A 20629-nucleotide genomic window follows, 5' to 3' on the forward strand; every position below is an offset into this window, starting at 1 on the left:
TCACCCTGCTAGCTTCGTTAGGAATCCTTGTGTCCCACTCTGCCGACGACCACTCATCCCTGGCCGCCTTTGCCCTTGAAAGCCCGTCCCCTCTGTATGCAAGAGTCAAAGAGATCATCCTGCAGCAGATCCGGACCGGCGTCTGGGGCCCCAATTCCAAGCTGCCTTCCGAGAGCGAGTTGCTCAATCTGCTCGGGGTGAGTCGGATGACCATCAACCGGGCCCTGCGCGAGCTGACCATCGAAGGCGTGCTAGTACGCCTGCAAGGAGTGGGTACCTTCGTCGCAGAACCGAAAGGCCACGCAGCACTTTTCGAAATCCACAACATCGCTGAAGAGATTGCCGCCCGAGGCCACACGCATCGTTGCCAGGTGATACTGCTCGAAGCCTTGCCGGAAAACTCGCAGCCGGCGATGCCGTTCACTCTGGAAGGCGTCAAGCAGATCTTCCATTCGCTGGTTGTGCACTACGAGAATGAAATCCCCGTGCAGATCGAGGAGCGGTTCGTCAACGCCGCAATCGCGCCCCAGTATCTGCAGCAGGACTTCACCCGTATTACCCCTTATGCCTACCTGGTCCAGCTTGCTCCGCTGACCGAAGGCGAGCATGTGGTGGAGGCGATCCATGCCACGCCCGCCGAATGCAAACTGCTGCGGATCAAGCGCAATGAGCCGTGCCTGCTGATTCGCCGACGCAGCTGGTCAGCTAAAGGTCAAGTCGGCAGCGCACGGCTGGTATACCCAGGTTCGCGCTATCGCCTTGAAGGCCGCTTCGGCCAGTAACAGTCCGTCGGCGCCCCTGGATGAGGGCACCTGAACCATGAGCCGGTAGCCGCCGTCAGACAGCGTGCTTGTCCTCACCAAGCTGTTACCGGCGCGTTACTCAACGCGCAAGACTGTTACTTTTTTTCGACCCCATTTCCCTCGTTGTCCTTTCCTGCCTTGAAAGGCGCGCTCTCCGGCGCCTGCTCTTTCTATTCGCAACCATTTGAAATTATGTGGGTTTACCGCTCATAGCGGAACTCTTCGCAGAGCATTGCTTAGGGATTGGCTCTTTTTTTGCCTCTACTTGTCTATACAGGTTGATATATGGTTATCTGTATAAGACATGACATACCGAGGCGAGCTGACTGGAAGCCCGACCGGACGTTGTCGACATGAGTTCCCGGAACAACAACCCCAGCTTCCGGTAAGTCAGTGAGCGGCTTGAGCCCACGCCCTTGCCGCAGTGATCGCATGAAGGAGTCCACCTTGAACAAGCCAACCCGTTTCCGTGATGTCGAAATCCGCGCCCCGCGTGGCAACCAGCTGAACGCCAAAAGCTGGCTGACCGAAGCGCCGCTGCGCATGTTGATGAACAACCTCGACCCCGAGGTCGCGGAAAACCCGAAGGAACTGGTGGTCTACGGCGGCATCGGCCGTGCCGCGCGCAACTGGGAGTGCTACGACAAGATCGTCGAGACCCTGAAAGAACTGAACGAGGACGAGACCCTGCTGGTGCAGTCCGGCAAGCCGGTCGGTGTGTTCAAGACCCACGCCAACGCCCCGCGCGTGCTGATCGCCAACTCCAACCTGGTGCCGCACTGGGCCAACTGGGAACACTTCAACGAACTGGATGCCAAGGGCCTGGCCATGTACGGCCAAATGACCGCCGGCAGCTGGATCTACATCGGCAGCCAGGGCATCGTCCAGGGCACCTATGAAACCTTCGTCGAAGCCGGCCGCCAGCACTACGACGGCAACCTCAAGGGCAAGTGGGTGCTGACCGCCGGCCTCGGCGGTATGGGCGGCGCCCAGCCGCTGGCCGCGACCCTGGCCGGCGCCTGCTCGCTGAACATCGAATGCCAGCAGAGCCGTATCGATTTCCGCCTGAGCAGCCGCTACGTCGACGAGCAGGCCAAGGACCTGGACGACGCCCTGGCGCGCATCGAGAAGTACACCGCCGAAGGCAAGGCCATCTCCATCGCCCTGCTGGGCAACGCCGCGGAAATCCTGCCGGAGCTGATCAAGCGTGGCGTCCGCCCGGACATGGTCACCGACCAGACCAGCGCCCACGACCCGCTCAACGGCTACCTGCCGGCCGGCTGGACCTGGGAACAGTACCGCGACCGCGCGCAGACCGAGCCGGCGGCGGTGGTCAAGGCCGCCAAGCAGTCCATGGCCGTGCACGTGCAGGCCATGCTGGACTTCCAGAAGCAAGGCATCCCGACCTTCGACTACGGCAACAACATCCGTCAGATGGCCAAGGAAGAAGGCGTGGCCAATGCCTTCGACTTCCCCGGCTTCGTGCCAGCCTACATCCGCCCGCTGTTCTGCCGCGGCATCGGGCCGTTCCGCTGGGCCGCGCTGTCCGGCGACCCGCAGGACATCTACAAGACCGACGCCAAGGTCAAGGAACTGATCCCGGACGACGCCCACCTGCACAACTGGCTGGATATGGCGCGCGAGCGCATCAGCTTCCAGGGCCTGCCGGCACGCATCTGCTGGGTCGGCCTGGGCCAGCGCGCCAAGCTCGGCCTGGCCTTCAACGAAATGGTCCGCCGCGGCGAGCTGTCCGCACCCATCGTGATCGGTCGCGACCACCTGGACTCCGGCTCGGTCTCCAGCCCCAACCGCGAGACCGAAGCCATGCAGGACGGTTCCGATGCCGTCTCCGACTGGCCGCTGCTCAACGCCCTGCTGAACACCGCCAGCGGCGCCACCTGGGTCTCGCTGCACCACGGCGGCGGCGTGGGGATGGGCTTCTCCCAGCACTCCGGCATGGTGATCGTTTGTGACGGTACCGACGAAGCGGCTGAGCGAATCGCCCGCGTGCTGACCAACGACCCTGGCACCGGCGTGATGCGCCATGCCGACGCCGGATACCAGATCGCCATCGATTGCGCCAAGGAACAAGGCCTGAACCTGCCGATGATCACTGGCAAACGCTGAGACCTGACACCATGACAAACCCAAACAACAAATCCGCCGCGCAACCATTGCGCGGGGTTCGAGTGCTCGACCTCAGCCGTGTACTGGCTGGCCCGCATTGCACTGCGATGCTGGCCGACCTGGGCGCGGAGGTCATCAAGTTCGAGGTTCCCGGGCATGGCGACGACAGTCGCCACCTGGGCCCCTTCGGCGACGATGGCGAGAGCGTTTACTTCGGCCTGATCAATCGCGGTAAGCGCAGTGTGGAGCTGGACTTCAAGGCACCAGCCGATCTGGAGCGCTTCTATCAACTGGTGGCAGACGCCGACGTGGTCGTCGAGAACTTCCGCCCTGGCGTGACCCAGCGTCTGGGTATCGATTTCGAGTCCCTGAAAGCACACAACCCGAAGCTAATCTACGCCAGCATTTCCGGTTTCGGCCAGAATGGGCCGCTGTCCAATCGACCCGCCTATGACATCGTCGCCCAGGCCATGTCCGGGCTGATGAGCGTGACCGGCTTCCCGGAAACCGGCCCGACCCGCAGTGGCGAAGCTCTGGGCGATCTGTGCGCTGGTGTCTATGCCGCCTGGGCGATCAGCTCGGCGCTCTTTGCCCGAGAACGCCAAGGCGAAGGAGCCCAGTACATCGACGTTGCCATGTTCGATGTACTGGTCAGCCTGCAGATGACCGGTCTCTCCAACCTGTTCGCCAAGGGCACCGCACCCGGCCTGGTGGGTAATCGTCACCCGGTCTCGACCCCGTTCGACACCTACAAGGCCGCCGATGGCCTGGTCGTGATCGCCGTTGCAAGCGACAAGCTGTTCCGCCGTTTCTGCGAAAGCATGGAGCGCGCCGAACTGGCGGATGACCCTCGTTTCGCCGACGACACCTCACGCACTGTCAACGAATGCTCGTTGCGTGCGGAAATCGAGGATTGGACCAGTTCCCGCTCCGTCGAGCACATCTGCGATCTGCTGCTGGACGCCGGGGTGCCCTCATCCCCCGTCTGGAACCTCGCGCAAGCAACGGGTTGCGAACAGGCCAAATCCCGCCAGTTACTCGTCCAACCCAACGACGACCGTCCACCGCTCGTCCCCCAACCGGTCTTCTTCAACGGCACCAAGCCCAATGCCGCGTTGCGTGCACCTCGTCTTGGCGAGGCGAATTCCCTTTTTGGCCTGAACCATCACGGAGACACCCATGAAATTTGAGCTTGATTCTACTGAACTGGCCGTCGTCGAGTCCGCCGAGCGTGTCTCGCGCGACGTGCTCCAGGCTAACGCCCAACGCTATGACGAAGCCGAAGCGTTCTGCGGGGACAGTCTGAAAGCCTTGGGTGAGCTGGGCTTCATGGGCATCAACCTGCCCGAGACCTACGGTGGCTTTGGTGTTGGCAGCCTGGCGATGAGCCGGGTAGTCGAAGCAGTCGCGGCAGCTTGCGCCTCTACAGCATCGGCCCTCACCGCGCATTTCCTCGCCACCGACTCCATCCTCATCGGCGGCACCGAAGCGCAACGCCAGGAATGGCTGCCACGCGCCGCCACCGGCGAGCTGCTGGGCGCCTTCGGCCTCACCGAACCGGCCGCAGGTTCCAACCCCGCCGACATGCGTACCCGCGCAGTGCGCGAGAACAGCGGTTGGCGCATTCGCGGTAGTAAGCACTACATCACCAACGCTCGCGAAGCCGACTTCATCGTCCTGTACGCCAAGACCGACGCCGATGCCGGGCACCGTGGCATCAGCGCCTTCATGATCCCGAGAGGGACCGAGGGCGTGACCTTTTCCAACCCAGAGAAGACCATGGGTCTGCGCGCCAGCACGATCTATGAACTGGCGCTGGATTGCTGGCTGCCAGAGTCGGCGCTGCTGGGCGATGAGGGGCAAGGCTTCCGCACTGCCATGGAGGTTCTGGACCGCGGCCGGGTCGAGGTTGCAGCCATGTCCCTGGGCATCGCCCGCGCGGCCATGGAGTACAGCCTCAAGTGGGTCGACGAGCGTCAGATCGGTCCCAAACCGTTGTCGGCCTATCAGGGCACCCAATGGCGCCTGGCCGACATGTACACCCAGCTCGAAGCTGCGCGCCTGCTCACGATGCAGGCGGCAGCACGCCGTGACAGCGGTGAACGCTTCAGCCTCGAATCGGCCACCGCCAAACTCTTCGCGGCCGAAGCAGCCGGTTTCATCACCGACGCCGCACTCCAACTGCACGGCGGCTACGGCTACATCCGTGACCTGCCGCTGGAGCGCTTCGTTCGCGATGCCCGCATCCTGCGAATTTTCGAAGGCACCTCCGAGGTCCAGAAAATCATCATCTCTCGCGCCGTACTGGACGCCGCCCGCAAGTAAGCGGAGGCAACCTGGGCGGCTCGTGTCGTCCAGGTCTGTAGGGAATAGCTGTGCATAACAACAATACTGGCGCCATGAACAATGGCGCCGCACGAGGAGAACCTCATGGCTGGTAAGTCCCTTATAGAAACTCGCTCCATTGACTACATCCCCGAACGTGAGCGTCACGGTCGGTTATTCAGTCAGTTCACCCTGTGGTTCGGCGCCAACCTGCAAATCACCGCGATCGTGACAGGGGCCTTGGCGGTGGTGCTGGGCGGCGATGTGTTCTGGTCCCTGATTGGCCTGCTGATCGGCCAGGTATTCGGCGGTATCGTCATGGCCCTGCACGGCGCACAAGGGCCGAAACTCGGCCTGCCGCAGATGATCTCGAGTCGAGTGCAGTTCGGGGTGCTCGGCGCGGTGATACCCCTGGTGCTGGTTTGCCTCATGTACATCGGCTTCAACGCCACCGGCACTGTGCTCGCCGGCCAGGCGATCGGACAGATGGCCAACGTCAGTGATACGGCAGGCATCCTCATCTTTGCCGGCGTGATCGTCGTGCTAACGGTGTGCGGATATCGAGTGATCCACCTGCTAGGCCGCGCTGCCAGCATCCTCGGCATCGTAGCCTTCGCCTACCTGTTCGTGCGCCTGCTCTCGGTCAACGACATCGGTACCCTGCTGGATAACCGGCACTTCAGCTGGAGCACCTTCCTCCTGGCCGTGTCCCTATCGGCATCCTGGCAAATCGCCTTCGGGCCCTATGTTGCGGACTACTCGCGCTATCTGCCGAGCAACACTTCGCCGTTCAAGACCTTCCTCGCCGTAGGCCTGGGCTCAATCATCGGCTCCCAGACTTCGATGGTGCTCGGCGTCTTCGCCGCCGCGCTGGCCGGCAAGGAATTCTCCGGCCATGAAGTGGCCTACATCGTCGGTCTGGGTGCCAGTGGCGTGATGGCTGGTCTGCTGTTCTTCAGCGTGGTTTTCGGCAAGGTGACCATCTCCACCTTGAACGCCTATGGCAGCTTCATGTGCCTCGCCACCATCATCAGTGGCTTCCGCGGCAACCTGACCATCTCCCATGTCCAGCGCTTGCTCTTCGTGCTGTGCATCGTCGGGATATCCACAGCCCTGGCGCTAATCGGCCAGCACTCGTTTCTCAGCGCGTTCAAATCGTTTCTACTCTTCCTGCTGGCCTTCTTCACGCCTTGGAGTGCCATCAACCTGGTCGATTACTACTTCATCACCAAGGAACGCTATGACATTCCAGCGCTGTCGGACCCTGATGGTCGTTATGGTCGCTGGAACTGGATCGGCATTGGCGTCTACGTGTTCGGCGTGATCGTCCAGATGCCGTTCATCGCGACCGGATTCTATACCGGCCCGCTGGTGGCGCACCTGGGTGAAACCGACATCTCGTGGCTAGTGGGGCTGATCATTCCCGCGCTCGTCTACTACCCCCTGGCCCGTCACGGCTTTCGCGGCGCGCCAACACACCTGGTTTCCCCCGGCGATGCCCTCTCCCAGGGACATCGCTAGGGTCTGCGATCGAAATCAGGCAACCGGTGAATCACCTCAACGCCGCCCCGTTCCGGGGCGGCAAACCCTGCCCAGGTTCACAGCCCCATCAACCGGCGCGCCCCAATGAGTCCTGAGCGGGAGGCTATTGCGCACTCAAGAAGAGAAGCTGGACAAACTACACCGATCCCGCTCAACAGCCCTCTGGGCATCCGGCACTTCAATTGAGCGCATGCACTTTCACCTTTAGTACTTCACCGGCTCAACTGAAAATAGCGTAAAAAGCCATGAACCATACCCAGAACTCACACGATCGATTCAATACGCCAGATCGCCTGCGTAAAGCAGCGCTGGATCTATTCATCGACAATGGCTACCAATCGACAAGTTTGCGCGATCTGGCTGCGCACCTTGGCATTCATGCTGGCTCTCTATACCACCACATTGAAAGCAAGCAGAGTCTGTTGTTTGAAATCATAGAAGAATGCATGAGCGACTTGGTCAGTGCCATCAACTCCAATCTGAAACGAGCCAGGGACAACAAGACAAAGCTGCGAGCATTCATCAGAACTTTTATTGAATTTCAAATTAACGAAAAAAAGAAAGTACTCCTGATGCTTCGCGAAAGAAGCAACCTTTCTTTTGAACAACGACAGGTGGTCTCAGCACTAAGAAATGAATATACCAACTGCCTCAAGCACATAATTAAATTCGAGACCAAAGAGACGTCGCACAACGATATAGAATCGAAGTTTCTAGCAAACGGAATAATTGGAATGTTGGAAGGCATTCCGATGTGGGATGAAAGTGACCAGCCCCTACCAACCCAACAAATTGTGGAGCAACTGACCGAAATCATTGTGAGATCTGTTTTTAATCGCTCCTAGCTCAGCATCCACGTCCAGATTTGAACCAACCCTATATACTGCTGCCAAAATTATCGGCAGGAGGCTCTCCGATTCGGCGCTCCTTGCTGACGCAAAGCTCGAAAACCAGACCCTCGAAATACCCTTGAGGCCGTTCTTCACTGGCAACACCTTTTCCAGTCCGGAGCCCGTCACTTCAATAATGCGTGATGGCTACCGAGTCTTTTCCCTGGCGTACGTTGCCATCCAGGCGGCGATAGATGGCCAGGGCATTGTGTTGGGGCAATGCTCGATGATTGCGCATGACCTTGCTGCCGGGCGCCTGATAATGCCGTTTCCGCGGGCACTGCCGCTGCCAACATCGTACTTTCTCATTGGTTCGAAAAGCGCCTTCGGCAAGGAGCACTGCCGCGACTTCCATCGCTGGCTGGTAACCCGCGGACGCGAACAAACAGCCATCAATGCACGCCTATTGGGGTTGCCCAAGTGAATCGATAGCCACAAGCTTTACCTGGGCGGTCAGCTCCGATTCGACCGTACCATCTCGAAAAAGGTCTCGATAATCCGCCGCGAACCCTGCTCGCGCAGGCACACCAGCGTCTCGGTCATGCGCTGCAGGCAGTCGCGGATCGGAAGCACGTGGACGTTCGCACTGACACCTACTTCCGCGCCGGAGACGAACCCGACGCCCAGGCCAGCCGCCACCATCTCGAAGGTGGCCTCGCGCCCCTCCACTTCGATCGCCGGGCGAATCTGCAGGCCAGACCGCTGCATCTCCTCTTCGAGTATCTGTCGGGTCATGGAGCCCCGTTCGCGCAGCACCATGGGCATCTCGGCAAGGTCGGCCAGGACGATCGACTCGCGCTCCGCCCAAGGGTGCGAGCGGGCGACGAAGGCCACCATCGGGCTGCTGCTGAGCACATGAGTAATCAGGCTGTCGTCCTCCACTACCCGGCCCAGCAGGGCGAAGTCGGCCTTGTACTCCTGCAGCCGGCGCAGCGACTCGTCGCTGTTGCCCGTCACCAGGCTGACGCGGATGCCCGGATAGCGATCGCAGAAGCGCGCGATATGCGCCAACAGGTGCACGGGCGAGTCCACCGCCAGGGTCAGGGTGCCGGTTTCCAGCGCCCGGGAGGTCGTCAGCAGTTCCTGCGCCTCGGCCTCGGCGGCGAACAGACGCAGGGTGATGGTCAGGAGGCGTTCGCCCAAGTCGGTCAGCTGCACCGAACGCTTGTTGCGGTGGAACAGCAGGATGCCGAAACGCTCCTCCAGTTTGCGCACCTGGTCCGACACAGCCGGCTGGCTAAGGAACAGGCTTTCCGCCGCGCGGGTGAAGTTGCCGTGTAGCGCCACGGCGTGAAATGCCTTGAGCTGGGCCTGGGAAACCGCCATGACACCCCCAATAAATAAGCTCAACTTATTTTTGAAATACTATAAATCGATTTTTTTTATTTCTTCAAAATTGTTTTGATCGGCTTCACCGCAAAGCGCCCTCACCAGAACAACGCTGGAGACGATCATGACCAAAGCCGAATACCCCACCTCCCATCAGCCCTTGGCCGCTCCTGCCCTGGGTGAACCCTACCTGCTCACACCCGGCCCACTGACCACCTCCAAGGCCACCAAGGAAGCCATGCTGCGGGACTGGGGCTCCTGGGACGGTGCCTTCAACCTGGTGACCGCCGAAGTGCGCCAGGAACTGCTGGCCATGGCCGGCGTGCACGACGACAGTTTCGCCTGCGTCCCGCTGCAAGGCAGCGGCAGCTTCTCGGTGGAAGCGGCACTCGCCACCGCTATCCCACGTGACGGCAAGGCCCTGGTGCTGATGAACGGTGCCTACGGCCAGCGTGCCACCAAGACTCTCGACTACCTCAGCCGCGCCTACATCACCCTGGACAAGGGCGACTACCTGCCGCCGCAGCCTGAAGAAGTGGACGCCCTGCTCAAGGCCAACCCGGACGTCACCAACGTCTTCGTCGTCCACTGCGAAACCAGCTCCGGCATCCTCAATCCGCTGCGCGAAATCGCCGACGTGGTGAAGGCCCACGGCAAGAGCCTGATCGTCGACGCCATGAGCTCCTTCGGAGCGGTGCCACTGACAGTCAACGAGATCGCCTTCGACGTGCTGGTGTCCTCTGCCAACAAATGCATCGAGGGCATCCCGGGCTTCGGCTTCGTGATCATCCGCCGCTCCGTGCTGGAGGCCGCCAAAGGCCGCGCCCACTCCCTCTCCCTCGACCTCTACGAGCAGTGGATCTACATGGAGCGCACCGGCCAATGGCGTTTCACTCCACCGACCCACAGCGTGGTGGCGTTCCGTAAGGCCCTTGAGCAACACAGCGCCGAGGGTGGCGTGCAAGGCCGCCTGGCGCGCTACACGCGCAACCGCGACGTGCTGGTCGCCGGCATGCGCGAACTGGGCTTCAAGACCCTGCTGGAAGACCGCTGGCTATCGCCGATCATCACCACCTTCTTCAGCCCGGAACATCCGAACTTCGAGTTCAAGCGCTTCTACGAAGAACTCAAGGCCCGTCAATTCATCATCTACCCGGGCAAGCTGACCGTGGCCGAAAGCTTCCGCATCGGCTGCATCGGGCAGATCGACGAACCGATCGTCCGCCAGTTGCTGCGCGCCATTGCCGACTCGTTGGAAGCGATGGGTGTGCAAATGGATAAGCCGGCAGCCTGACCGAACCCTCCCTTTAAGGTCGTCCGCCGTCCTGAGAGCGACTGCGCTGCGGGTAGCGCGAGCGTGGCGCGACGACCTCTTTCTGAAACATCGACCTGGATAATCAGCCGCTCGGCGAGGCCGGGCAGGAGCCAAGACTAGCGCCAAACCTCAACCATCCGCCTGACGCCACGCCCACTGCCATCTGACCAAGGTCGTGCGTTTAGACAGCACAGCAGTACTGAAAACAAAAACAACCTCCCTATTTGCACTGTCCGGCAACCCATACGGGGTCAGAACACCATGAACAACACCGCAGGAGCCCTCGCAAGCGGCTGGAAGTCCCTCCAGCGCTGGCGCGTCCAGATCTTCCTTATCACCTGGCTGGCCTATGCCGCCTTCTACTTCACCCGCAAGGCGTTTTCCGTTGCCAAGCTCGGCATCGGCGAAGACCCGAGCTTCGAGCTCGACAAGGCCATGATGGCCAACCTGGATGCGCTCTACCTGGTGGCTTACGCCCTTGGCCAGTTCACCTGGGGCATCTTTGCCGACCGTTTCGGCCCACGCGTAGTGGTGCTGGGCGGCCTCATCGTCTCCTCTCTCGCCGCCCTGGCCATGGGCACCTTCGCCACCCTGCCGATCTTCGCCACCTGCATGCTGGTACAGGGCTTTGCCCAGTCCACGGGCTGGTCGGGGCTGTGCAAGAACATCGGTAGTTTCTTTGCAACCCGCGAACGCGGCCGCGTGCTTGGCTACTGGAGCACCTGCTACGCCTTCGGTGGGCTGGTAGCAACACCCTTCGCCGGCTGGTGGGCCTACGAGGTGTTCCACGACTGGCGCATGGCGTTCATGTCCAGTGCTGCGGTGGTAATGGCGGTGGCGATCCTGTTCTACTTCCTGCAGCGCAACCGGCCGCAGGATGTCGGCCTGCCCCCTGTCGAGATCGAACCCAACAGTACCGTTACGGGGCCGCGCGAAAGCCATTGGGCCAGCCTGCGCAAGATCATGAAGAACCGCACCGTGCTGGTCCTCGGCCTTGCCTACTTCCTGCTCAAGCCCGCGCGCTACGCCATCCTCCTGTGGGGGCCGGTGATCGTCTACGAACGCATGCCGGCAATTGGCAAGGTGGCATCCGCCATCGTCCCCACCGCCTTCGAGGTCGCCGGCCTGGTAGGCCCGATTCTCATCGGCTTCATGTCTGACAAACTCTTCGGTGCTCGCCGCATACCGGCGTGCGTACTGAACCTGCTGGCCCTGACCGTGTGCCTGGCGCTGTTCGTACCCGCCATGCAGAGCGGCAGTCTGTACCTGGTGGTCGGCCTGCTGTTCATGATGGGCATGACCCTCTACGGCCCGGACTCGATGATCAGCGGCTCGGCAGCCATCGACTTCGGCACCAACGAGGCCGCCGGCACCGCCGCAGGCTTCGTCAACGGTTGCGGCTCGGTCGGCGCCATCCTCGGCGGCCTGCTTCCAGGCTACTTCGACACCACCACCGTATTTCTCGTGTTCACCGCCGCCGCGCTGCTGGCCAGCCTGATGCTGGTGCCCTTCTGGAACAGCCGCCCTCAAACCCTGGAAGTCAGCAGCCCCCTCACGGCCAACGGACAACCGGAACTGGCCGGTGCCAGGTCCTGATCCCTCCTCCCTTACGCACAACCTCGCTGGAGCAATCACCATGCAATACAAGCAACCTACCCACCTTCAAGCCGCCATCCTCGACTGGGCCGGTACCGTCGTAGACTTCGGCTCCTTCGCACCGACACAGATCTTCGTCGAAGCCTTTGCCGAGTTCGGTGTCGCCGTCTCCCTGGAAGAAGCTCGCGGCCCGATGGGCATGGGCAAATGGGATCATATCCGTACCCTCTGCGACCTGCCGCAGATCGCCGAGCGCTACCGCGCCGCCTTCGGCCGCCTGCCGACCGATGACGACGTCACCGCCATCTACGAACGTTTCATGCCGCTGCAGATCGAGAAGATCGCCCTGCACTCGGCGCTGATTCCCGGTGCCCTCAACGCCATCGCTACCCTGCGCGGCAAGGGCCTGAAGATAGGCTCCTGCTCCGGCTATCCGGCGGTGGTGATGGAGAAGGTCGTGGAGTTGGCCCGCCAGAACGGCTACGTCGCGGATCACGTGGTCGCCACCGACGAAGTCCCCAACGGTCGCCCGCACCCGGCCCAGGCTCTGGCCAATGTGGTTGCCCTCGGCATCGATGACGTGGCCGCATGCGTCAAGGTCGACGACACCTGGCCAGGCATCCTCGAAGGCCGCAGCGCCGGCATGTGGACTGTCGCCCTGACCTGCTCGGGCAACGCCCTTGGCCTGACGTATGACCAGTTCAAGGCCCTGTCGGCTGAGAAGCTGGCCCAGGAGCGTGCGCGCATCGGCCAGATGTTCGAAGGCTCCCGCCCGCACTACATGATCGACACCATCGCCGAACTGCCGGCAGTGATCGATGACATCAACGCCCGCCTCAAGCGCGGCGAGACCCCGCAAGGGGCCTGATAAGGAAAAGGGGGCACGCGTCAGCCCCTCCCCCGGCGGGCAAGGATGCCCGCCACCTGCCCCCTGGGTTTATCCCTCCCCAGCCAAAGTAATGGCTATGTCTGGCTGCATTCTCCTACAAGACTCTCTGCTCACGGTCGATACCTGGAGACAGCGCGGCCCTGAAACAAAAATGGCGCCGATCAGCGGCGCCATTGGCGGGAGAGCGTCCGTCAGCCGAGGGCTATCACAGCCTTGAGCATCACCTTGAACGCCTCCACCTGTTCATCGCTGAACTGGGCGAAGACTTTCTCCTGTTGTTCCCGTGCGATACGCCAGAGCGCTTCGGCCTGGTCCTGGCCGGCAGGCGTGAGGATGTAGCCGTCCTCGGCATCGGCGACCATGCCCTTGCGCTTGAGGATCGCCACCGCCTCCTCGATCTCGCGCCTGGGCATCGCCACTTCGCGCTGCAAGCTGCAGAGGCTCAGCCCCGCGTCGGTCTCCAGAACCATCAGCATGCGCGCCTCGCTGGTGCGCAGCCCGGTAGACAGTTGCTTCGGTTGGTAGTCGGCCTGATAGCTGCGTACTGCCTGGGTCATCAGGTAGTAGAGGTTGTGGCTAAGGCGCCCCTGGAAGGCGCTGAAGGGTGCCTGACCTTCGACTTTCTGGGTCATGCGGGTATGCGGCAGGACCATCGAGTAAGCGCCCTGGTGGTAGAGCAGCGGCGAGCGGCCGAAGTCGTCGAAGGCGACGACCTTGCCGATCAGGATCCAGTGGTCGCCACCATCGACCTGTTGGTGCATCTCACACTGGAAGCGCGCGGCGCAGTCGGCGAACAGCGGCGCGCCGCCGACACCCTTTTCATAAATGATGCCGTCGAACTTGTCCTCCCGCGGGCGGGCGAACTGGTTGGACAGGTCGATCTGGTCGGCGGCCAGGATGTTCACGGCAAAATGCGAGGCCTGTTCGAACACTTCCAGGCTGCTGGAACGTTTGTCGATGCTCCAGAGCACCAACGGCGGTTCGAGGGAGACCGAGTTGAAACTGTTGGCGGTGACGCCCGCCTTGGCACCGGCGGGCGTGGCAGCGGTGACGACGGTCACGCCGGTGGCGAAATTGCCCAGGGCACGGCGAAAGGCTCGGGAGTCGAAAGAGGGTTCAACGGCAGTCATGGCACAACTCCTGGCTGCCGCCTCATTGGGCGGCAGCGCGATGGTTCTGGGGTCGGGGCCAGGGGATTGGCCGGCCCGCACGCAAGCAGGCTGGTGCAAGTGTCAAACCATGCTGGGATCGGGTTCCAGGCCCATCAGCTCGCGACCGAGGATCTGTGCACAAACGTCGTAGTCGGTGTAGGCGTGGGCGCCGGTCATGTGCGAGTCACGGAACAGGCGCTGCATCTCGTTGCTCTCAAACCAGCTGGTGCCGCCCGCCGCCCCGAAGAGGCGATCCACGGACTGGATGCACATCTTCACCGCATAGGCCTGATTGGTGCGCCAGAACGCCAGGGTTTCGCGGCTCGGGTATTGGTGTCGCTCACCATGTTCGGCGTGCTCCTGCCAGGTCTTTTCCAGGAAGGCACGGGCGGCCGCGACCTGATGGGTGGACTCGGCCAGGCGCATCAGCGCCGGGGTGGCGGTGCCAACGTTGACCCCGGTGTAGGCGCGGACGCGATTCCTGGTCTTCTCCTTGTATGCTTCGAGCATGCGCTCGGCGATGCCCAGGCTGATTGCGGCGAAGCCGCTGGCGAAGTACGGGCGGTACGGGGAGTAGAAGATCTTGCTGTCCGGGTACAGGCCAAAGCCGTCCGACCGGCCTTCCATCATGTCCTTGGCCGCCTGGATGCGGTAATTGGGGACAAAGGCATCCTTGATGATCAGGGTCTTGGTGCCGCTGCCCTTCATGCCGGCGGCGAACCAGTCGTCACGGATTTCGTAGTCGCTGCGCGGCAGCACGGCGAAGCAGTAAACCTGTTCACCCTCGGCATTCTTGCGACGGCAACCGACGATGGCCCACTCTGCGTGGTCACTGCCACTGCTCCAGCCCATCTCGCCGTTGAACAGCACGCCGCCCTCGACCTCTTCCACCTTGCCGAACGGCGCGATGCTGCTGCTCGCCGTAGCATCAGGGTTTTCGCCCCAGACTTCGTCCTGCAAGCGGGAAGAGAACATCGCCAGTTGGTGGCTATGGGTGCATAGCAGGCTGAAGGCCCAGGCAGTGCTGGCGCAGGCGCCGGCCAAAGCCACGACGCAATCGGCGAACTCGGGCAGGGAAACCTCCATGCCGCCGTACTTTTTCGGCTGCAGCGCGCGGTGCATGCCGATGCCTTTGAGCAGGGTGATGTTTTCCCCAGGGACCATCCTGACCTGCTCCGCCCTGGACGCATTGGCGGCGATGGCCGGGAGGATGGCTTTGAGATCTTCGAGGAGAGGGTTTGGCTTTTTCATGTCGTGGCCCTGCTTATTGTTAGTACTTGGATGAGGCCAGGCAGGCAGTTGAACGCAACCGTGACTGTTGCGAAACACCAGAGCCTGTGTAGTAAACCCAAGTGGGTGCAGGGGGATTATGGAGCGGGGGCAGGAGGCCAAAAATGCACGTTACGCACTCCAGATTGTACTTTTCATGAAGCGCTGTGCATCCCTTTAGCATCCGGCGCACTGGCGAACGGTGCTGACACTGAAGCCGGCCTCGTTCGCGAGCAAGCTCGCTCCTACAGAGGGAGCTGACGACCGAGCGCGGCCCAGGCGATCAGGGTTTGATTTGCTTCAACTCATTGAGAAGATCGAGGAGTTGCTTGAGCTTCTCCTCGCCGAACTGTTCCTGGATCTTCTGGTAGTTACTTTCCATGCCTTCGCTCATGGAGACGAAACACTGCTGTCCTTTCTCGGTGAGGTTCACCAGCACACGGCGCTGGTCCTGCGGCGCCTTGCGTCGCACCACCATGCCATCGCGCTCCAGACGCGCCAGTACACCGGTCATGCTCGGTTTGAGGATGCAGGCCAGGTCGGCAAGCTGATAGCTCTCCAGTTCGCCATGCTGGCGAAGCAGGCGGATGACCCGCCATTGCTGTTCGGTCAGGTCGTGCTGGTTGAGTAGGGGACGGAAGAAGCTCATGGCCGCTTCACGAGCTTGCAACAGGGTCAGGGTAAGCGAGGGTCTGGGGCTGGGCATGGTTGGCGGGGACCGGGACAGTATTCGTGAAGATTTTAACGAAAAAAAGGCTCGACGCTAGCGATCTCCACGGTGGGCCGTCATACCGGCCCCAGCCAGGGGCCGACGCAAGGATCGCCTCAATCGACGCGGCGTATCTCAAAATGGCGCTTCTTGCCCAGACTGAGCCGCCACGTCGAACCCTCCGTTGGTAGATGCGCGTCGGCATCCTTCACGCCCGCGTCATCGAGGCGGATTCCACCTCCCGCGGCCAGTCGTCGTACTGCGCTGCGTGACGGCTGCAGCCCCGCCGCCAACAAGACGTCGGCCAGTGAAATACCCCGCGCAAGCTCGGCCCCGGTGACCATCAGCCGGGTCAAGCCATCAGCCGCAGAATTCTGTTCGAACACGCCACGCGCAGCAGCTTCGGCCACCCGCGCCGCAGCCTCGCCATGAGCCAGGGTGGTGGCGGCATTGGCCAAGATGACCTTGGCCTGGTTCAGCTCGGCGCCTTGCAAGGCACCCAGGCGCCGTACCTCGTCCAACGGCAGCTCGCTGAAAAGGGCGAGGAAGCGCCCGACATCGCGATCGTCGCAGTTGCGCCAGAACTGCCAGAAGTCGAAGGCCGACAGTCGATCGCCATTGAGCCACACCGCGCCGTTGGCGGACTTACCCATCTTGCGCCCGTCGCTGGTGGTCAGCAGCGGCATGGTCAGGCCGAAGAGCCGGGCACCGCCCTGACGACGCGACAGTTCCACGCCGTTGATGATGTTCGCCCACTGGTCGGCACCGCCCAGTTGCAGGGTGCAGCCATGCCGGCGGTCCAATTCGGTGAAGTCATGGGCCTGCAGCAGCGTGTAGCCGAATTCCTGGAAGGACAGCGAGTGCTCGCGATCCAGGCGCTGGCGCACGGCATCGAAGGTCAGCAGGCGGTTGACCGAGAAGTGCCGGCCCACCTGATTGAGAAACTGCAGGTAACCGATGCCATCCAGCCAGCCGGCGTTGTCTACCACCAGGCCGGCGCCCTCCCCCAGGTCCAGGTAGCGCGCGAAGCAACCGGTGATACCGGCGATGTTCCGCTGGATCTGAGCCTCATCGAGCATGGGGCGGCTTTCGTCGCGGAAGCTGGGGTCGCCAATACGCGTGGTTGCGCCACCGATCAGCAGAATTGGGCGGTGCCCGGCCTTTTGCAGCCAGCGCATCAGCATCAGGCCCTGCAGGTGGCCGACGTGCAAGCTGTCGGCAGTGGCGTCGAAACCCAGGTAGGCGGTGACCGGGCTGTCGGCCAGATGCTCGCGCAGGCCGTCGAGGTCGGTGCACTGATGCACGAAGCCACGCGCCTGGAGCAGCTCGAGAAGGTCGGAATCGAGATTATTCATAGCAGTCTCCTGAAGGGTTGAAGGCCCGAGGAGACAGGGAGAAGGTAGGTTCCGAGCCGCCTCAGGCGGATCGGCATGCGCGTAGCATCTACCGCCTCGTATGAGTGGGCAGATAACGGTAATACGCGTTGAGGTAATTCATTAACTTATTCATGATTGCGCACTCTACCGGTTTAAGAGATCAGGTCAAGCCATGAGTGCAATGATTCGCCAACAGCCCAACATGACCTTGGCACTGGCTATGCCGGCGCTACAAGCCACGCTGGAGCAGGCCATTGAGTCGCAGGTGCGCATCAGCATTGCGCTGGTAGACGCGGCCGGCCAGCTGATCCACATGGCGCAAATGGACGGGGCACCGCTCCAATGCCGCGACATCGCACTGAACAAGGCTCTCACGGCCGCCGGCTTCGGTATCGCCACTTCGGAGTGGGGTGCACGTCTGGAGAAATGCTCGCCTGCCGTGCAGCAGGGATTACCGCTACAGCCCAGGCTGGCGCTGTTCGGCGGCGGTGAGCCGGTGCGCTGGCGCGGTGATGTGATTGGGGCAATCGGCGTCTCGGGAGCCTCCGAGCAGGTGGACACCCGCTGCACCCAGGCGGGCGTGCAGCGGGCGCTGGCAATGCTGAAAGGTTGAACGCCTCAGGGCCGCAGTGGAATCACCGGGCCGAGGTAGTTGTTCGCTTGCTCGATATCGTCCTGACCAAGGGCACCGACGGAGGCGCTCAAGCGCAAGCGGGCCAACAGGTAGCGCAGCTTGGCTTCGAGCAGGTCGCGACGGGTGATGAAGGCCTGTTCCTCGGCATTGAGGATGTCGAGGTTGGTGCTGGTACCGGCCTGGAAGCCCTTGCGCGCCGAATCCTGGGCGCGCTCACTGGAGACCACCGCCAACTCCAGAGCTCGCACCCGCGCCTCGCCACTTTGAACACCACGAAACTCGCGGGTGGTACCGGACAGCACGTCCTCACGGGTGGCATTCAGCTCTTCCCGAACGCGTTCGCGGTTGGCCGCTGCCTGGCGAACCTGGGCACTGGTTGATCCGCCCAGGTAGAGCGGCATGCGGAACTCGACGCCCACCGAGCCGTATTCGTTTTTCTGGTTTTGGGTGGAAACCGAGTCGCTCTCGGAATCGTTGTAGGCAGCAACGAAGTCCAGGGTTGGCCAGTGCCCGGCGCTGGCGCGCTTGACTTCTTCCTCGGCGATCTGCACACCCAGCGTGCGTGCCTGGATCGTCGGGTTATTGGCCCGGGCGTCGTTGATCCAGTCCTGTAGATTGGGCGGGTCGAGCGGTGGTGTGGGGAACTCGGTGCGCAAAGTAGTGACTTCTTCCGGTACCACGCCCAGCAGCTCCTGCAACAGCCGGCGGGCGACCAGCAGATTATCCTCGGCCTCGATCAGCTCGGCCTGGGCCAAGTCGCGGCGAGCGGTGGCCTGGTCGACGTCCGTGACGGTGCCGTCACCCAGTTCGAAGCGGCGTTTGGCTGCAGCCACCTGCTGCTCGAATGCCTTCAGCCGCACCTTGGCCAATTCGATCGTTTCCAGCGCCAGCAACACAGCGAAATAGCGGCTGCTCAGGCTGAGGGCCGATTCCTGGGTCTTGGTATCGAACACATAGTCGCTAAACAGGGTGCGCTGCTTGCCCTGGCGATACTCGGCCATCTTCTGCTTGTTGAAGATCGGTTGCCGCAGCTCCACCACTGCTCCTTTGGAGTCGTACTCGAGGTCGGTCTCGACGGTTCGGCCGAGGACGGTGTCCTGCTCGCTGGTCCCATCGATGCGTCTCCAGAAGGCGGTGGAGTTGATCTGCGGCAGCACACCCGCCTTGCCCAGTTCCTTGTACTCCTGCCCGGCCTCACGCTCATGGACCGAGGCGAGATAGGTGGGCCCCTGATTCTGGAAGGTATTCCAGGCTTCCGTGAGATCCATGGCCGACACTGACGTGGTGTAGACGCCCAGCAAAGCGGCAATGGCCATCCGGCTGGTCATATCACTGCTCCTTGAATGCGGTGTCGACACGTCCCATGAGGGGCTTCATCAAATAGCTCATCAGGCTGCGTTCACCGGTCTTGATGGTGACCGTAGCCGGCATGCCCGCGCGGATGTTGTTCACCCCAAGGAGTTTCATGCCCTCATCGGTGACCTCCACCTGGGCGAGGTAATACGGTTGCTTGCTCGCCTCATCCACCAGACGATCGGCTGCAACAGTAAGGACGCGTCCCGGGATGTTCGGCGTCTGCGCATGGTTGAAGGCCGGGAAGGTGATGTCCACCGGCAGCCCCGGGGCCATTTTGTCGATGGCCTGGACCGGGACCTGGGCATCGACTTGCAGGGGCTCCTTGTCCGGAATCACATCCATGATCCTTGCGCCAGGCTGGATGACGCCGCCGATGGTGGCGATGTTGAGCCCCAGGACAATGCCGTCGATGGGCGAACGGATCACCGTGTTGTCCACTTGGTAGTCGATGGAGCGGAGCTTCTCGGACAGCGAGGTCGCCTCCTTCTGCACATCGGTAAGTTGCGACTCGACCTCCTTCTGGAAGTCCTGCTCGCGCTGCAGTATGCGCAGCTTGAGTTCGGCAATCTGGTTTCTGGTGCGGCCTATGTCAGCGATGTTCTGGGCCATTGAGCCATTCAGCTCGGAGGCATTGCGCTCCAGCTCGAGCATTCGGTTGCGCGGTATGTAGCCTTCGGCCGCCAGGCTGCGAACGCCATCCAGCTCCTGCTTCAGGAAATTCGACTGATTGACCCGGGTGTTCTGAACCTGGCGCAGCCCGTTGAGCTGTTCCTCCGCGCCGTTCAGGTTCTCGTGGAGGATGCTGATTTCACCGACCAACGCCTTGCGGCGCGTATGGAACAGGCGCTGTTGCAGGGCGATGGCCTCCATCAGGCGCGGATCGCCACTGAATCGCTCCAGCAGCTCCGGCGAGAAGATCACCTGCTCGGCGCCATCGCGTTCAGCAGACAGCCGGTCCTCCACTGTCTTGGCGACGATGTACTGGGAGCTCAGGGCGCCCTGTTCGGCGATCGCCTGGGTCGGGTCCAGCAGGACCAGCTCCTGGCCGGCCTTCACGATGTCACCCTCACGCACCAGGATTGCATCGACGGTGCCGCCAGTGAGGTGCTGGATGGTCTTGCGTGCATTGGTCACGTTGACCGTCGCATTGGCGACCACACCCGCATCCAGCGGAGCCAGTACCGCCCAGGCGAGGAAACCGCCAAACCCGGCGAGGACCAGCCACACACCCCAGCGCGCCGGGCGCGCATCGTCGGTATCGACCTCTGGCGGATTGTCGACCAGCACCAGAGCCTTGCTTTCACTTAACGCTTGCATG

At 62.0% G+C, this 20629-nt stretch carries 18 protein-coding genes; 11 read left to right on the top strand and 7 right to left on the bottom strand.

Features of this window, described 5'->3' with window-relative positions; genetic code table 11:
• Positions 1–29 precede the first annotated feature (29 nt).
• The 7 genes from hutC to J7302_RS04705 all read left to right on the top strand — a co-directional run bounded on the left by hutC (position 30) and on the right by J7302_RS04705 (position 8111).
• Entirely contained in the window at positions 30–782 is a 753-nt protein-coding gene (gene hutC / locus J7302_RS04675; RefSeq protein ID WP_215371182.1) for a histidine utilization repressor, read from the top strand.
• A gap of 453 nt (positions 783–1235) precedes the next feature.
• Entirely contained in the window at positions 1236–2930 is a 1695-nt protein-coding gene (gene hutU / locus J7302_RS04680; RefSeq protein WP_394359074.1) for a urocanate hydratase, read from the top strand.
• A gap of 11 nt (positions 2931–2941) precedes the next feature.
• Entirely contained in the window at positions 2942–4120 is a 1179-nt protein-coding gene (locus J7302_RS04685; RefSeq protein WP_215371188.1) for a CaiB/BaiF CoA transferase family protein, read from the top strand.
• A complete protein-coding gene (locus J7302_RS04690; RefSeq protein WP_215371191.1) occupies positions 4110–5255 on the top strand; it encodes an acyl-CoA dehydrogenase family protein in 1146 nt (381 codons plus the stop codon). The genes J7302_RS04685 and J7302_RS04690 overlap by 11 nt, the downstream gene beginning before the upstream one ends.
• 105 nt (positions 5256–5360) lie before the next feature.
• Positions 5361–6776 carry a purine-cytosine permease family protein gene (locus tag J7302_RS04695; RefSeq protein WP_215371194.1) on the top strand — a complete coding sequence of 472 codons (1416 nt, stop codon included), beginning with the start codon at positions 5361–5363 and terminating at the stop codon, positions 6774–6776.
• 266 nt (positions 6777–7042) lie between these two features.
• Complete coding sequence (locus J7302_RS04700; RefSeq protein ID WP_215371197.1) at positions 7043–7642, top strand: TetR/AcrR family transcriptional regulator; 600 nt, start codon at positions 7043–7045, stop codon at positions 7640–7642.
• 124 nt (positions 7643–7766) lie between these two features.
• On the top strand, positions 7767–8111 hold the full coding sequence (locus J7302_RS04705) for a hypothetical protein (protein ID WP_215371201.1): 345 nt from the start codon (positions 7767–7769) through the stop codon (positions 8109–8111).
• Between the two features lie 29 nt (positions 8112–8140).
• On the opposite strand, the gene J7302_RS04710 is transcribed toward J7302_RS04705, so the two are convergent.
• Positions 8141–9013 carry a LysR substrate-binding domain-containing protein gene (locus tag J7302_RS04710; protein WP_215371204.1) on the bottom strand — a complete coding sequence of 291 codons (873 nt, stop codon included), beginning with the start codon at positions 9011–9013 and terminating at the stop codon, positions 8141–8143.
• A gap of 127 nt (positions 9014–9140) precedes the next feature.
• Between J7302_RS04710 and J7302_RS04715 the strand changes: the two genes are divergently transcribed.
• The 3 genes from J7302_RS04715 to phnX all read left to right on the top strand — a co-directional run bounded on the left by J7302_RS04715 (position 9141) and on the right by phnX (position 12795).
• Entirely contained in the window at positions 9141–10310 is a 1170-nt protein-coding gene (locus J7302_RS04715) for a 2-aminoethylphosphonate--pyruvate transaminase (RefSeq protein WP_215371208.1), read from the top strand.
• Between the two features lie 282 nt (positions 10311–10592).
• Entirely contained in the window at positions 10593–11927 is a 1335-nt protein-coding gene (locus J7302_RS04720) for an MFS transporter (RefSeq protein ID WP_215371211.1), read from the top strand.
• Between the two features lie 40 nt (positions 11928–11967).
• Complete coding sequence (phnX, locus tag J7302_RS04725; protein WP_215371214.1) at positions 11968–12795, top strand: phosphonoacetaldehyde hydrolase; 828 nt, start codon at positions 11968–11970, stop codon at positions 12793–12795.
• A gap of 212 nt (positions 12796–13007) precedes the next feature.
• Here the strand turns inward: phnX and J7302_RS04730 are convergent, their stop codons facing one another.
• The 4 genes from J7302_RS04730 to tyrS form a co-directional block, all read right to left on the bottom strand.
• On the bottom strand, positions 13008–13946 hold the full coding sequence (locus J7302_RS04730) for a p-hydroxyphenylacetate 3-hydroxylase reductase component (protein WP_215371216.1): 939 nt from the start codon (positions 13944–13946) through the stop codon (positions 13008–13010).
• Between the two features lie 102 nt (positions 13947–14048).
• A complete protein-coding gene (locus J7302_RS04735; protein ID WP_215371219.1) occupies positions 14049–15218 on the bottom strand; it encodes a p-hydroxyphenylacetate 3-hydroxylase oxygenase component in 1170 nt (389 codons plus the stop codon).
• 301 nt (positions 15219–15519) lie between these two features.
• On the bottom strand, positions 15520–15942 hold the full coding sequence (gene hpaR / locus J7302_RS04740; protein ID WP_215371222.1) for a homoprotocatechuate degradation operon regulator HpaR: 423 nt from the start codon (positions 15940–15942) through the stop codon (positions 15520–15522).
• A 119-nt stretch (positions 15943–16061) separates the two neighbouring features.
• Positions 16062–17300, bottom strand: a complete 1239-nt coding sequence (tyrS, locus tag J7302_RS04745) for a tyrosine--tRNA ligase (RefSeq protein WP_215371226.1) — start codon at positions 17298–17300, stop codon at positions 16062–16064.
• Between the two features lie 193 nt (positions 17301–17493).
• On the opposite strand from tyrS, the gene J7302_RS04750 reads away from it, so the two are divergent.
• Complete coding sequence (locus J7302_RS04750; protein ID WP_215371229.1) at positions 17494–17934, top strand: GlcG/HbpS family heme-binding protein; 441 nt, start codon at positions 17494–17496, stop codon at positions 17932–17934.
• A 5-nt stretch (positions 17935–17939) separates the two neighbouring features.
• Here J7302_RS04750 and J7302_RS04755 read toward each other — a convergent pair whose 3' ends face one another.
• Both J7302_RS04755 and J7302_RS04760 read right to left on the bottom strand, forming a co-directional pair.
• Complete coding sequence (locus tag J7302_RS04755) at positions 17940–19283, bottom strand: TolC family outer membrane protein (protein ID WP_215371233.1); 1344 nt, start codon at positions 19281–19283, stop codon at positions 17940–17942.
• Between the two features lies 1 nt (position 19284).
• Positions 19285–20628, bottom strand: coding sequence for an HlyD family type I secretion periplasmic adaptor subunit (locus tag J7302_RS04760; RefSeq protein WP_215371236.1), 1344 nt, complete (start codon positions 20626–20628; stop codon positions 19285–19287).
• Between the last annotated feature and the right edge of the window lies 1 nt (position 20629).

This window comes from Metapseudomonas boanensis, assembly GCF_018704125.1.
Classification (GTDB): Bacteria; Pseudomonadota; Gammaproteobacteria; order Pseudomonadales; family Pseudomonadaceae; genus Metapseudomonas; species Metapseudomonas boanensis.